Origin of the sequence: Marinomonas transparens, from assembly GCF_016463975.1 — a bacterium.
Taxonomy (GTDB): Bacteria; Pseudomonadota; Gammaproteobacteria; order Pseudomonadales; family Marinomonadaceae; genus Marinomonas; species Marinomonas transparens.
The window spans coordinates 1-13,613 of sequence record NZ_JAEMNX010000025.1; the positions used below are offsets into that span (position 1 = coordinate 1).

Here is a 13,613-nt window from a genome sequence, read left to right on the forward strand (position 1 = left end):
CTTGGCAAGGTTGTGCTCTACCACTGAGCTATTCCCGCAAACACTTCTCAAACAACACAAAATATGATTAAAATACGGCCAGCCTTGCGAAAGGATGGCGTCCCATAGGGGGTTCGAACCCCTGTTACCGCCGTGAAAGGGCGGTGTCCTAGACCTCTAGACGAATGGGACAGCGTTATAATCTTGCTGTGTGAGCGGGTGCGTATATTACTGTTACTATTTTTAAAATCAATAGTTTTCTGCATTAATTTAAGTAACTTACACAAAAAAGCACTTTATAAATCAATTGAATTGGAGCTCTTATGTTAAACAAGCAATTTTTTTTAACCCTCACGCTTTCGGCGGCTTTATTGACTGGCTGTTCAACCACTCATTACATAAACATAGTGCCGCAAGTTAATGTAAAAAATGAAAGCGTATCTAATGATAGAGTCATTAATGTCACTACCGATACCAAACTTACTAATGCTATCGGCTCAATTAAGACTGGACTCAGTGAAAAAGCAGACATTTTTACCGTTAACGACGTAAAGCTAAGTGTAAAAGAAAGTGTTATCGCTGGCCTTCGCAGCTTAGGCTTCACTCCTGATCAAGGCGTGCTACCAGCTTCAGAGATCCAGATAGACATTACAAAAATGAGCTATAAAACCAAAGTAAATGCTTTAAAGACAGTCGCCACACTAGATTTTGAAATCAAGGCGACCGTGATAGCAAAAGGCAAAACCTATAAGGCTAACTACGGTTCTCAAAAAGTAGACGAATACGGCACCATGCCGTACCAAAAAACCATAGAAAAAGACATGAACGATCTGGCAAGCCAAACGGTTAACCGCTTACTTAGCGATCCCAACATCATTATTCTGTTAAAAGAATAGAAAAAAACAAAAAACCGCTCCATTTGCTTGAAGCGGTTTTTTTTATGCTCTAACACTTTAAGATTCACCCTCTTCCTTGAAAGATAAAGATGCCGAGTTAATGCAATACCTCAACCCTGTCGGTTGCGGGCCATCCTCAAACACATGACCAAGATGCGCGTCACATTTATTACAAACCAATTCCACTCGCTGCATCATCCAAGTGTTATCGCTTTTTTCGGTAATATTATCTTTATGGGCATCATAAAAGCTGGGCCAACCTGAACCAGAGTTGTACTTGGTTTCAGAGTCAAACAAAAGTGCACCACAGCAACGACAATGATACTTACCCGGTTCATATAGTTTCTCATACTCACCAGTAAAAGCCCGTTCAGTACCATGTTTGCGAACAATATTAAAAACCTCTTCAGGCAATTCTTTTTTCCACTGCTCCTCTGATTTAATAATTTTTTTGCCCGTATCTTGATTGCTCATTTTAAATGCTCCCACATAAGGTGTAGAGTTAATATATTTGTCCTTCGCCTTGTATTATCAAGGTCAATTTAAAAAAGGGCTATTTAACACAATCCCTACCTAGGTCTGTAGTAAAGGAACGCCAGTGCAAATTCGCAAATCAAACAAGCTCGCCAACATCTGTTACGAAATTCGTGGCCCTATCCTCAAAGAAGCCATGCGCATGGAAGAAGAAGGCCAACGTATTCTTAAGTTAAACATAGGCAACCCTGCGCCATTTGGTTTTGAAGCCCCAGATGAAATCCTAGTTGATGTCATTCATAACCTTCCTACCGCGCAAGGTTATTGCGAATCCAAAGGGCTATTTTCTGCTCGCAAAGCGGTTATGCAAAAATATCAAGCTATGGGCGTTAAATCTGCTGACATAAGCCATGTCTGGATGGGCAATGGCGTCAGTGAACTTATTGTGATGGCCATGCAAGCCTTACTCAATGATGGCGACGAAATTCTCATTCCAGCCCCCGACTACCCTCTTTGGACAGCCGCTGCCACCTTGTCTGGTGGTTATGTCAGACACTACTTATGTGATGAAGGTTCCGGTTGGCAGCCGGATATTCAAGATATCCGCTCAAAAATCTCCAATAAAACCAAGGCTATTGTCATTATTAACCCAAATAACCCAACAGGGGCGGTTTATGAGAAAGCGATACTCGAATCTATTGTCGAGCTAGCGGAAGAGCACAATATTGTGATTTTTTCTGATGAAATTTATGACAAAATCCTCTACGACGACGCCCAGCATATTCCTACCGCCACTCTAACGGAGGGGCGCATTCCTTGCATTACCTTTGGAGGGCTATCTAAAGTCTATCGTACCGCAGGCTTTCGTTCCGGCTGGATGCTGCTTACTGGTGACAAGAGCCGTATAGGAGACTATGTTGAAGGTTTGGACATACTTAGCTCAATGCGACTCTGCGCTAACGTTCCTGCCCAGCACGCGGTACAGACAGCCCTTGGAGGCTATCAAAGCATAAATGAGCTAATCGTCCCCGGTGGCCGCTTCTATGAGCAGCGCAATGCGGCTTGGGCAGCCTTAGACTCAATTCCGGGCGTCCATTGCCATAAACCAGAAGGGGCTTTATACCTGTTTCCTCGCCTTGACCCAAAAATGTACAACATCCAACACGACACGGATCTCGTGTTGCAATTTTTATTAGAGGAAAAAATCCTAATCGTTCAAGGTACCGGCTTTAACTGGCCCACCCCCGACCATGTGCGCTTTGTTTTCCTTCCCCATGTGGAAGAGCTAAGTCCGGCCATGGATCGTTTCGCGGCCTTTTTAGCTCGATTAAGAAAGCGCTAGCATTCATGAATGCTTGAAATTAAATAATCAAGCCCTACTATGCTCCTTAATAAGCCTTTAAAGGAGCATAGCAATGCGTATCATTCTATTTCTACTCACAAATTTAGCTGTCATGGTCGTGGCAGGTATTGTACTCAGTCTATTAGGCGTCAATGGCTATATGACCAGCAATGGTCTAGATTTCACCTCATTACTTATCTTTTGTGGTGTGTTTGGTTTTGCTGGTAGTTTCGTCTCATTGTTACTGTCTAAATTTATGGCAAAACGAGGATCGGGCGCTGTTGTTATTGAACAACCACGCAATCATAAGGAAGTTTGGCTGCTAGATACGGTAAAAGAGCTTTCTCAAAAAGCAGGCATTCAAATGCCAGAAGTGGCCATATTCCCTTCCCATGATGCCAACGCCTTTGCAACAGGCTGGAATAAAAATGCGGCGTTAGTGGCAGTTTCTAGCGGCATGCTAGATCGCTTCTCCCCAGATGAAATCAAAGCCGTACTTGGACACGAGATAGGGCACGTCGCAAATGGTGACATGGTCACCCTGTCTCTGGTTCAAGGCGTGGTAAATACCTTTGTCATGTTCTTTGCTCGTATTGCCGCTTATGCCGTCGATCAGTTTTTACGCAAGGATGATAATGAAGGTTCTGTTGGCTGGGGTTATTATATTGCCACCTTTGTATTCGAGATCGTTTTCGGCATTCTGGCCTCCATGATTGTTATGTGGTTCTCACGCTTTCGTGAGTTTAGAGCAGATGAAGCTGGAGCCCGACTAGCTGGTAAAGGCGCAATGATTGCGGCTCTTGCTCGCTTGCAACAGGAGCATGAAGAAAGCCATATGCCAGATTCGATGCTAGCTTTTGGTATTCGACGTGGAAAAACACCAACCCTAGGTGAGCTATTCTCAAGCCATCCACCTATTGAAGAGCGTATCAAGGCATTACAATCTTTGTAGGCAACTAAGCAAAGCCCATAAAAAAACCAGCAATCAAGCTGGTTTTTTTATGAAATCCAATGAACACTTTTATTTATTTTCTTTATTTTTTTGCGACTCTAAAATAAAGGCCGTTAATGGAATGCCAACCTCTTTTCCATCATCGAGAAAACGCACTCCATAGACATAAAAATATTCCACCCCCATTTTTGATAAAAACTCATTATCGACCAAGGTGGATTGAACCTCTTCGAGCATCTGAATTTCTTGGGAGCGTACCTCACAATTTATCTTCATTATGTGACTATGGGGGCCAATATTCACATTGAAGATCGCACGCATTTTTTCATTAACCGTGGCGAAGTCGTCCTTACTGATAAGTTTCATTCCACCTAGACTCAAGTCGATGATAATACCAGATGCCGTCTCTCTTATAGACTCTTTAGAATCATTACTCTCAAGGCTACAAATAAGTCGAGTTTCTACACGTACCGCCTGACGAACTTCCGACGCCTCCACATAGGAAGGGTAAGCGATATGTAAATGTGCTGCTGGCTCTAGGTAGCTTTTGGCTACCTTGCTGGAAAAACCACAGACATGCGTATCCAGCATTAAGCGGATATTGACAATTTGATTATCTCTAACCAATATATTTTTGCCATTTAATTTAGGGCAAGACAAGATTAGTGAACTACCAGGTATATTCCCCAACACTTTGACCATATGCCGTCCAGGGGGGGAAATAAATTCCAACTGCACATTTGTTCCTATCGGGACGTCTAAATCGCCCAGATCAACCTGCATCATGCCTGCCATGCATCTACCTTAGTTTTTGCTTTGGTTATAAAAATCATATGGAAAAGCCTGTCGCCTTTAAAAGACCTAAAGAGGGGGCATCACTATCCCCCCTAACAAAACACGTATTAAATTCGTCTCTTTCTACATAATGCTTTCGCAGCCAATCAAAAACATTAAGCTCTTTATTTTCCCGGAATTTAAAACGTAAACGCGCATCATCTCTTGCTACATCATAGATAGCATGAGCGCTTCTAGCGAGAATTTCTTCATTTTTAGTTGAGCGATTATCAATATTTATGACAGGTAACCAGCCAGGGCTTATCGCACTGTCTTTTGCCATTAGGCTTTCGTCGTGTTTTAAAAAATCACAAAGAGCCTGGTAAACCATCCATGTACCTTTTTCACGCCCCTGCTTGCTGTATCCAGCAATATGTGGCGTTGCTATATCCACTAAATCTACAAGGGTTTGGTTTATCTTTGGCTCACCATCCCATACATCAACAATAAGATTGATATCCCCATGGCGCTCATGATGTAAGCGAATCAACGCCTCTTCATCGATAACGCCACCACGCCCCGCGGAAATAATGGTTACACCTGAAGACAACTGGCTAAGCTCTGCTGCACCAAACATTGCTTTTGTCGGATAATCGCCCTGAGAGGTTAGTGGTGCATGCAAGGAAATCACCTCACAAGCCAGAATATCATCCAACGAAACAAAGTTTACACCACTAATCGCCTTCTGCTTATAAGGATCATAAACACAAACATCACACCCTAATTGCGCAAACCGTTGATAGACAGTTTCCCCCACATTGCCATAGCCAACCACAGCAATTTTTTTACCTAGCCAACTTAGCTGCTTAGTCAAATACAAATAGCTCAAGCCACTAAATACATAATCCGCTACCGCATTAGCGTTACAGCCTGGCGCACTACTAAAAGCAATGTTCGCCTCAGCCAAGTAATCTTTATCAATGTGATCAACCCCTATGGTAGCACTGCCGACAAAACGTACAGGACTTCCCTCTAACAACTTTTTAGTCACCTTAGTAACAGAGCGAACCAAGAGCACATCGACATCTTTAAGTTGCTCATTGGTTAGGGTGCGACCATTAACTAATTCAACCTGCCCTAGATGGGAAAATAAGATTTCCGCATTGGGCATATTTTCATCTGCAATAATTTTCATAGCACTGCTGTAAAAACTCTTCAAATATTAGGTCTGGACACCGTTGTGCCAACAAATGCTTAGAAAAAATAAGCGCCCTTTTGGGTAAATTAGAAATAAGGTATTTACCCACTTGTACTTTTACCGCCCGCTCAAAATGCTGTGGGTCATAATCAGGCATAGCCAAATTATCCACACTAACACGAAAGGCTAAACCTGCTACCCAATGTAAAATGCATTCAACTGCTTGAGGTTTGACTTCAACCGCTTCAAATTCACCTTGTGCTTGTGCATTGCGTGAGTCTGGCTCATACCAATAACCATAGTCCTCTAATTCACGCCTCTTTTGGCCAGCAATGCACCAGTGACTAATTTCATGCAGCGCACTTGAAGGGTAATCAAGACGAAAATAGATAACCGCCGAACTGGATTCGTCGGCTGGTCTATAAAGGGGCTCATCCGCTCCGCCAATTAGGCAAGTATTAAAACTTGAAAGAAAACAGGTATTAAATGCTTCCACCAGCTGTTTCGAATTCACCAACTGCGGGCTCCAAAAAGGGAAAATTATCCCACAAGTTAAAAAAATGCGCCATGCAAAGTGACAGCCTTCACATGGCGCATTTCAGTTAATTTATTCACAACTCTATTGATTTAAAAATAGCCTCTCAAAAGCCTCTTGTTAGCCGCGGAAATAACCTGCTGGAACAAATGGCATAGCGGTCAGTTTGAGCGGAATACTTTTCCCACGCACACTGGCAAACAACGCTTCTTCTGTGGCGAGAGAAGCCGATTCCACATAAGCCATGACAATAGGCTGAGAAAGACTTGGTGAAAAGCCACCACTAGTCACTGTGCCCTTTACTTGACCCGCTTCATTAACTATTTCAACGCCTTCACGAACAGGCGCTCGCCCTTCCACTAGGTAGCCAACACGTTTTTTTGCGGGTTTGTTAGTAAACTGAGGCAGGATTACGTCCGCCCCAGGGAAGCCACCGGCACGCTCACCACCAGTACGACGCACTTTTTGAATTGCCCAGTTTATAGAAGCCTCTACTGGCGTGGTATTAGTATTAATGTCATGACCATACAAACATAAGCCAGCTTCAAGGCGAAGAGAATCACGAGCCCCTAAACCAATCCACTCAACTTCATCAAAAGACAACAAAACTGACGCCAAAGCTTCTGCATTTTCATTAGGCACAGAAACCTCATAGCCATCTTCACCCGTGTAACCAGAACAGCTCACCCAAAGCTCAATGCCTTGCCAATCAAGCTTTACACTTTGCATAAAGGTCATGGTCAAAACATCGGGAATCATTCGAGCAAATACTTCGCGTGCTTTAGGTCCTTGAATAGCTAATAGTGCCCTATCTTCGATCACTTCCACTTCACAATCAGTAAGGGAGGCTTTGAGATAAGCAATGTCTTGGTCTTTACAAGCGGCATTAACTACCATGAAGATATCATCCCCCCAATTCGCAAACATCAGATCATCGGTGATACCGCCTTGTTCTGTGGTAAACATACCGTAACGCTGCATGCCTTGCGCAAGTCCCAACACATCGACTGGCAAAATCGTTTCAAGGGCCGACTTTACCTTTGTCCCTTTTAAAATAACTTGCCCCATATGCGAAACATCAAACAAACCCACTTGCTCCCTTACCCACAAGTGTTCCTTTTTCACGCCAAGTGGATACTGTACTGGCATTTCATAACCAGCAAATTCAACCATACGAGCATCAGAAGCGAGATGTTGAGCATAGAGCGCGGTGCGTTTCATAGAGTAAACCTCAATAAGATATTGCCTAGAATATGTTTCCAATTGGAAACAGAGTATCTAAAAACGACATTCTTTGACAAGCACTAAGATAGCTTTATTTAAAGATAAACAACCTAAAACAGCCAACTACCGCCGTACATAAGTTATAAATAGCTGAATGCTTGGTCAAACATATTGAATTAATATAGTTTAAGTTTTCTCGGTCTTTTACTGTTTCCAATTGGAAACTTTTTGATTATGATAGACGCAAATTGACTCACAGTAACAATGACCGATACTCTCAGAAAGATGATCTTTTTTCATCCTCTTAGGGCGTCTTAGTGGTATTATACGCAGGAACCAACCTTTGTCTTATTAGGCATACCTGTTTACTTAAGAGGAACTACTCCATGGCCAACACCGAAGCCTTTTTCAGCCAATCCTTAGCTGAACGCGATCCAGAACTTTTTGCCACTATTGTTGAAGAACAAGAACGCCAAGAAACTGGTATCGAATTAATTGCTTCTGAAAACATCACATCCAAAGCCGTTCTAGAAGCTCAAGGCTCCGTTTTAACGAACAAATACGCGGAAGGCTATCCAAACCGTCGCTACTACGGTGGTTGTGAAGCAGTAGATGTTACTGAGCAGTTAGCCATTGACCGCGCTAAGCAGCTCTTTAGCTGTGAATTTGCCAACGTACAACCTCATTCAGGCGCTCAAGCAAACGGCGCAGTAATGCTTGCCTTGCTGCAACCAGGCGATACCATCCTTGGCATGTCATTGGACGCTGGCGGTCATTTGACCCACGGTGCGCCACCAGCACAATCAGGCAAATGGTTTAACGCGGTTCAATACCAAGTAAATCCAGATACCCTATTAATCGATTACGACGCCATTGAAGCCCAAGCCTTAGAGTGCAAGCCAAAAATGATCATCGCTGGCGGCTCTGCAATTCCTCGTGTTATCGACTTTAAACGCTTCCGAGAAATCGCCGATAAAGTGGGCGCTTATCTGTTTGTTGACATGGCACACATTGCTGGCCTTGTTGCCACAGGTGCTCACCCATCGCCATTACCACACGCCCACGTAGTAACCACCACCACCCACAAAACCTTGCGCGGCCCCCGTGGTGGAATGATTCTTTCTAACGATCTTGATCTTGGTAAGAAAATCAACTCTGCGGTTTTCCCCGGTTATCAAGGTGGTCCATTGATGCACGTCATCGCGGGCAAAGCCGTTGCTTTCGGCGAAGCATTAAAACCAGAGTTTAAAGTTTACATCGATCAAGTCGTTGCAAATGCTAAAGCTTTAGCGGAAGTCATGATGGAACGCGGTTGTGATATTGTTACTGGTGGTACTGATAACCATCTAATGCTGGTTGACCTTCGCCCTAAAGGCTTGAAAGGCAACATGGCTGATAAAGCACTAGAACGTGCTGGCATCACCTGTAACAAAAACGGTATTCCTTTCGACACTGAAAAACCCATGATCACGTCCGGTATTCGTATCGGTACGCCAGCCGCAACATCTCGTGGCTTTGGTGTAGAAGAGTTCCGCAAAGTTGGCCACCTGATCAGTGATGTTCTAGATGGCTTGGTTGAAAAGCCAGAAGGCAATTCAGAAGTTGAAGCGCGCGTACTTGCTGAAGTTAAAGAACTTTGCAAACGCTTCCCACTGTATCGCTAAAACTCTATCACTAGAAACAATCTACCCGAGAGCCATTGCTCTCGGGTATTTTTAAAAAGAGGGATTATATAATGAGCTCTATTCCAGAAAACTTAAAATACGCTGAGTCCCATGAGTGGGTTTTAGACAATGGTGATGGCACAGTAACCGTTGGCATCACTGACCATGCTCAAGATCTGCTAGGCGATGTTGTTTATGTTGAATTACCAGAAGTAGGCTTAGAAACAACAGCCGCAGAGCAATTCTCTTTGGTTGAATCTGTTAAAGCTGCTTCCGATATTTACGCACCAGTATCCGGTGAAGTTATTGAAATTAATGACGCCCTAGAAGATGCCCCTGAGCTTATTAATGAATCACCCTTTACAGACGCATGGATTGCCAAAATCAAGCTAAGCGACAGCGCTGAACTTGACAAACTGCTTGACGCAGCAGGCTACTCAGCCTCAATCGAATAGTTTCACTATTAAGCTCTCTTGCTTTTCCGCAAAAGAGCTTATTCTCCAAGATTTTATCCTTATAGGTGACTGAACCATGACTTCGTGCATCCGCGATTTGTTAAGCAATGATGAATTTATAGCGCGCCATATAGGCCCAGATTCTGCAGAACAGGCAACTATGCTTGCTGCTATTGGCATTGACTCTCTTCCTCAGTTAATAGAGAGAACAGTTCCTGAAGCGATTCGTCAGGCAAATCTCGACCTTTCTGCACTACCAACCAGCGAAAACGATGCACTGGTTCAGCTAAAAGCCATTGCCAGTAAAAACAAAGTGGCTCGCTCTTTTATTGGTATAGGCTACCACGACACCCATGTTCCCTCTCCTATTATAAGAAACCTATTAGAAAACCCAGGCTGGTATACCGCTTACACTCCTTACCAACCAGAAATTTCTCAAGGTCGATTGGAAGCGCTATTAAATTTCCAACAAGTGATTATCGACCTGACTGGCATGGAAATCTCTAATGCCTCTTTATTAGATGAAGCCACGGCAGCAGCGGAAGCCATGACGCTGATGAAGCGCTCTAACCGCAAGAAAAATAACAACCTGTTTGTTGCCGATCATTGCTTACCACAAACCATTGATGTGGTAAAAACTCGCGCTGAGCTGCTAGAAATTGATGTGATTGTTGACGACATCGCTAACTTCGCGAATCACGATGTGTTTGGGGCTATTTTCCAATATCCGGGTATCGATGGTAGCGTCAATGACCTTAGCCCTGTTATCGCACAAGCCCACGAGCAAGGTGCATTAGTCAGCATCGCTGTCGATCTGCTTTCACTCGTATTATTGAAGTCTCCCGGCAATATGGGTGCCGACATTGTTTTTGGTAGCGCACAACGCTTTGGCGTGCCAATGGGCTTTGGTGGGCCACATGCCGCCTTCCTAGCAACCAAAGACGCTTTTAAACGCTCTATGCCGGGTCGAGTTATCGGTGTTTCTAAAGATAGCCATGGTAAACCCGCCCTTCGCATGGCAATGCAAACTCGCGAACAACACATTCGCCGAGAAAAGGCCACATCGAACATTTGTACCGCTCAAGCACTGCTCGCGATGATGGCGGGATTTTATGCGGTTTATCATGGGCCAGTTGGCTTGAAGAAAATTGCGTTACGCGTTGCTTCTTTGACCCATTGCTTTGCGAAAGCGATACAAGCCAAAGGTTTCACCACCAACTCAAGCTATTTCGATACCTTGATCATAGATACGAAAGACCAAACAGACAGCATCATAGCCAAGGCTGAAGCCAAGTTAGTGAACTTTTACAAAGCTTCTGCCACTCAAGTGTCGATTTCTTTCAATGAAACTATTACGCCTGCCGATCTTATTGACCTAGCAGATTGCTTTGGCATCACATTAAGTGAAGATGAAGTCACGGAAGCGTCAGCCGCTCAAGGCTTCGATGCTGCTCTATTACGTCAAGACGCTATCCTGACTCACCCAGTATTTAACAGCCATCATAGTGAAACAGAATTGATGCGCTACATGCATCAGTTGGAAGTGAAAGACATCGCCCTCAACCAAAGCATGATTCCGCTGGGTTCTTGTACGATGAAACTAAACGCCGCGTCAGAAATGATTCCAGTTACTTGGGCTGAATTTGGTCGTATTCATCCCTTTGCGCCAAGCAATCAAGTATCTGGCTACCATGATTTGCTTAAAGAGCTGATCGACATGCTGTCGAAAGCCACAGGCTATGACACAGTTTCTCTGCAACCAAATTCCGGTGCGCAAGGAGAATACGCAGGCTTACTCGCTATAGATAAATACCATAAGTCACGCGGCGACCATGACCGTAATGTCTGTTTGATTCCAAGTTCTGCCCACGGCACCAACCCAGCCTCCGCAGCTTTAGCGGGTATGAAGGTCGTCATCGTCAAATGCGATCAGGATGGCAATATAGACCTAGCAGATCTTGCTGAAAAAGCAGAAAAACACGCAGCGCAACTTAGTTGCATCATGGCAACCTATCCATCTACTCATGGTGTATTTGAAGAACACATTCGTGAAGTATGTGACCTAGTTCATAAATTTGGCGGTCAGGTCTATATCGATGGTGCAAACTTAAACGCACTAGTAGGTGTTGCGCCTCCAGGTAGCTTTGGTGGTGACGTTTCTCACCTTAATCTGCACAAAACATTCTGTATTCCTCATGGCGGTGGCGGTCCCGGCATGGGGCCTATTGGTGTAAAATCTCACCTTGCCCCTTTCTTACCGGGTCACGCTGTTACGCCAGTATTAGACATGGCAGAGCAGCACGGCGCCGTATCTGCAGCCCCTTATGGTAGCGCAAGTATTCTAGTCATTACTTGGATGTACATCAAAATGATGGGCGACCGAGGACTACGTGACGCTACTTTCAATGCCATCTTAAACGCTAATTACATAGCTAAACGCCTAGATGAACATTACCCAGTACTTTACACAGGGAAAAATGGCGCGGTGGCTCATGAATGCATTATCGATATTCGTCCATTGAAGGCGGAATCAGGTATCAGCGAAGAAGACATTGCGAAACGACTAATGGATTTTGGTTTCCATGCGCCAACCATGTCGTTCCCTGTCGCTGGCACCCTAATGATAGAACCAACGGAATCAGAAAACCTAGAAGAATTAGATCGCTTCTGTGATGCAATGATCCAAATCCGCAAAGAAATCGGCAAGGTACAAGATGGCGAGTGGTCATTGGAAGACAACCCATTAATCAATGCACCACATACTGCAGACAGTCTACTAGACATGGAGTGGACGCACGCCTACTCACGTAAAGACGCGGCTTACCCGCTGCCTTGGATCAAAGCTCGTAAGTATTGGCCTCCTGTTGGCCGTATCGACAATGTCTACGGTGACCGCAACCTATTCTGTGAATGCCCACCGATTGATAGCTATGAAGATTAATTCTTAGTCGTGATAAAAAGCTACAACACAAAAGGCGAACCCAAAATGGCTCGCCTTTTGTGTTTATTCACCTTCAAAGCTCACCTGCTAGGAATATTTCGCAACCAGCTTACCATTCATCAGGTTTTGCCATTCTTGGTCTATGGGAGCTTCAAGTAAAAGGCGCTCACCATTTAACATGATATCTAAACGAGTGGCATGCAAACACAATCGCTTAAACCCTAATGCCTTAGTTTCTTTAAGGGAATCTGTGGGGGCATATTTATCATCACCAACAATTGGATAGCCCGCATGCAATGTATGAACACGGATTTGGTGAGTACGACCCGTTACCGGCTCACATTCAACTAGGCTATAACCTTCAAACTGACGAACTAACTTAAAACGCGTTAGGCTTTCTTTTCCATCCGTATGAACCTTCACTACTCGCTCACCCGATTTAAGCTCATTTTTTAAAAGTGGTGCATTCACTTGCAACTTACGTTTTGGCCAACTGCCGTACACGAGCGCCAAGTAAGTCTTTTGTATGCCCTCTTTATCACGCAATGCCGTATGCAACTCTTTTAATACCGCTCGCTTTTTCGCAATCATGATGAGACCAGAAGTATCCCTATCGAGACGGTGGACAAGCTCAATAAATTTTTCGAGCGGTCGCATTTGTCGAATCACTTCCACCAAACCAAAGCTCAAACCGCTACCGCCATGAACCGCTAACCCCGAAGGCTTGTTAACGACAATTAAACCTTTGTCTTCATAAATAATTCGAGATTCAATTTCCCCTTTTAACTTATCCGATAACATTGGTTTTTCTGAGGCTGGAGCAATGACTATTGGAGCAATTCGCACCACATCCTCATTCTGTAGACGGTAATCCGGCTTGGTACGTTTTTTATTAACGCGAATTTCACCTTTCCTCAGTAGGTTATAAATTTTACCTTTAGGCACTCCTTTTAGTAATGTAACCAAGAAGTTATCTATTCTTTGGTCGATATTATTGTCGTCAATTGTGACGTAACGAACCGAAGGGCGTTCTGTTAATTTTTGTTCTGAATCCGACATAACCAAAGATTGCTTTCCTTTATAATTGAAGCACTTAGATTTTACTGTTATATTCACACTCGCAAAGGGTAAGAGGCAACAAAACACCTCGAAGATATGATGCAAAGAATTGAATGAAAA

Annotated in this window: 12 protein-coding genes and 1 tRNA gene; 6 read left to right on the top strand and 7 right to left on the bottom strand. The window is 44.0% G+C overall.

All coding sequences use genetic code 11. The features are described 5' to 3' along the window. Positions 1 to 95: 95 nt before the first annotated feature. Positions 96 to 171 (bottom strand) — tRNA-Glu (locus tag I8J31_RS17305). 131 nt (positions 172 to 302) lie between these two features. On the opposite strand from I8J31_RS17305, the gene I8J31_RS17310 reads away from it, so the two are divergent. Beyond that, positions 303 to 875: a YajG family lipoprotein gene (locus I8J31_RS17310; RefSeq protein WP_199469847.1), complete on the top strand. Its 573-nt coding sequence runs from the start codon at positions 303 to 305 to the stop codon at positions 873 to 875. 57 nt (positions 876 to 932) lie between these two features. Here the strand turns inward: I8J31_RS17310 and msrB are convergent, their stop codons facing one another. Continuing rightward, positions 933 to 1,349, bottom strand: a complete 417-nt coding sequence (gene msrB, locus I8J31_RS17315; RefSeq protein ID WP_199469848.1) for a peptide-methionine (R)-S-oxide reductase MsrB — start codon at positions 1,347 to 1,349, stop codon at positions 933 to 935. A gap of 124 nt (positions 1,350 to 1,473) precedes the next feature. Between msrB and I8J31_RS17320 the strand changes: the two genes are divergently transcribed. Further along, a complete protein-coding gene (locus I8J31_RS17320) occupies positions 1,474 to 2,691 on the top strand; it encodes a pyridoxal phosphate-dependent aminotransferase (RefSeq protein WP_199469849.1) in 1,218 nt (405 codons plus the stop codon). 73 nt (positions 2,692 to 2,764) lie between these two features. Further along, complete coding sequence (htpX, locus tag I8J31_RS17325) at positions 2,765 to 3,643, top strand: protease HtpX (protein WP_199469850.1); 879 nt, start codon at positions 2,765 to 2,767, stop codon at positions 3,641 to 3,643. A gap of 69 nt (positions 3,644 to 3,712) precedes the next feature. On the opposite strand, the gene I8J31_RS17330 is transcribed toward htpX, so the two are convergent. The 4 genes from I8J31_RS17330 to gcvT all read right to left on the bottom strand — a co-directional run bounded on the left by I8J31_RS17330 (position 3,713) and on the right by gcvT (position 7,371). Next, positions 3,713 to 4,438, bottom strand: a complete 726-nt coding sequence (locus I8J31_RS17330; RefSeq protein WP_199469851.1) for a flagellar brake protein — start codon at positions 4,436 to 4,438, stop codon at positions 3,713 to 3,715. A gap of 34 nt (positions 4,439 to 4,472) precedes the next feature. Continuing rightward, a complete protein-coding gene (locus I8J31_RS17335; protein ID WP_199469852.1) occupies positions 4,473 to 5,612 on the bottom strand; it encodes a 4-phosphoerythronate dehydrogenase in 1,140 nt (379 codons plus the stop codon). Further along, complete coding sequence (locus I8J31_RS17340) at positions 5,593 to 6,129, bottom strand: elongation factor P hydroxylase (RefSeq protein WP_325101222.1); 537 nt, start codon at positions 6,127 to 6,129, stop codon at positions 5,593 to 5,595. Before I8J31_RS17340 ends, I8J31_RS17335 begins: the two co-directional genes overlap by 20 nt. A gap of 141 nt (positions 6,130 to 6,270) precedes the next feature. Beyond that, the gene (gcvT, locus tag I8J31_RS17345; RefSeq protein WP_199469854.1) at positions 6,271 to 7,371 is read right to left on the bottom strand and encodes a glycine cleavage system aminomethyltransferase GcvT; all 1,101 of its coding nucleotides are present in this window, start codon (positions 7,369 to 7,371) and stop codon (positions 6,271 to 6,273) included. A 389-nt stretch (positions 7,372 to 7,760) separates the two neighbouring features. Here gcvT and glyA point away from each other — a divergent pair, with 389 nt between their 5' ends. From glyA to gcvP, 3 genes are all read left to right on the top strand, one after another. Further along, positions 7,761 to 9,038, top strand: coding sequence for a serine hydroxymethyltransferase (gene glyA / locus I8J31_RS17350; RefSeq protein ID WP_199469855.1), 1,278 nt, complete (start codon positions 7,761 to 7,763; stop codon positions 9,036 to 9,038). Positions 9,039 to 9,109: 71 nt separating this feature from the next. After that, positions 9,110 to 9,493, top strand: coding sequence for a glycine cleavage system protein GcvH (gene gcvH, locus I8J31_RS17355; RefSeq protein ID WP_199469856.1), 384 nt, complete (start codon positions 9,110 to 9,112; stop codon positions 9,491 to 9,493). A 76-nt stretch (positions 9,494 to 9,569) separates the two neighbouring features. Continuing rightward, positions 9,570 to 12,434, top strand: coding sequence for an aminomethyl-transferring glycine dehydrogenase (gene gcvP / locus I8J31_RS17360; RefSeq protein ID WP_199469857.1), 2,865 nt, complete (start codon positions 9,570 to 9,572; stop codon positions 12,432 to 12,434). An 87-nt stretch (positions 12,435 to 12,521) separates the two neighbouring features. Here gcvP and I8J31_RS17365 read toward each other — a convergent pair whose 3' ends face one another. Further along, entirely contained in the window at positions 12,522 to 13,493 is a 972-nt protein-coding gene (locus I8J31_RS17365) for an RluA family pseudouridine synthase (RefSeq protein ID WP_199469858.1), read from the bottom strand. Positions 13,494 to 13,613 lie beyond the last annotated feature (120 nt).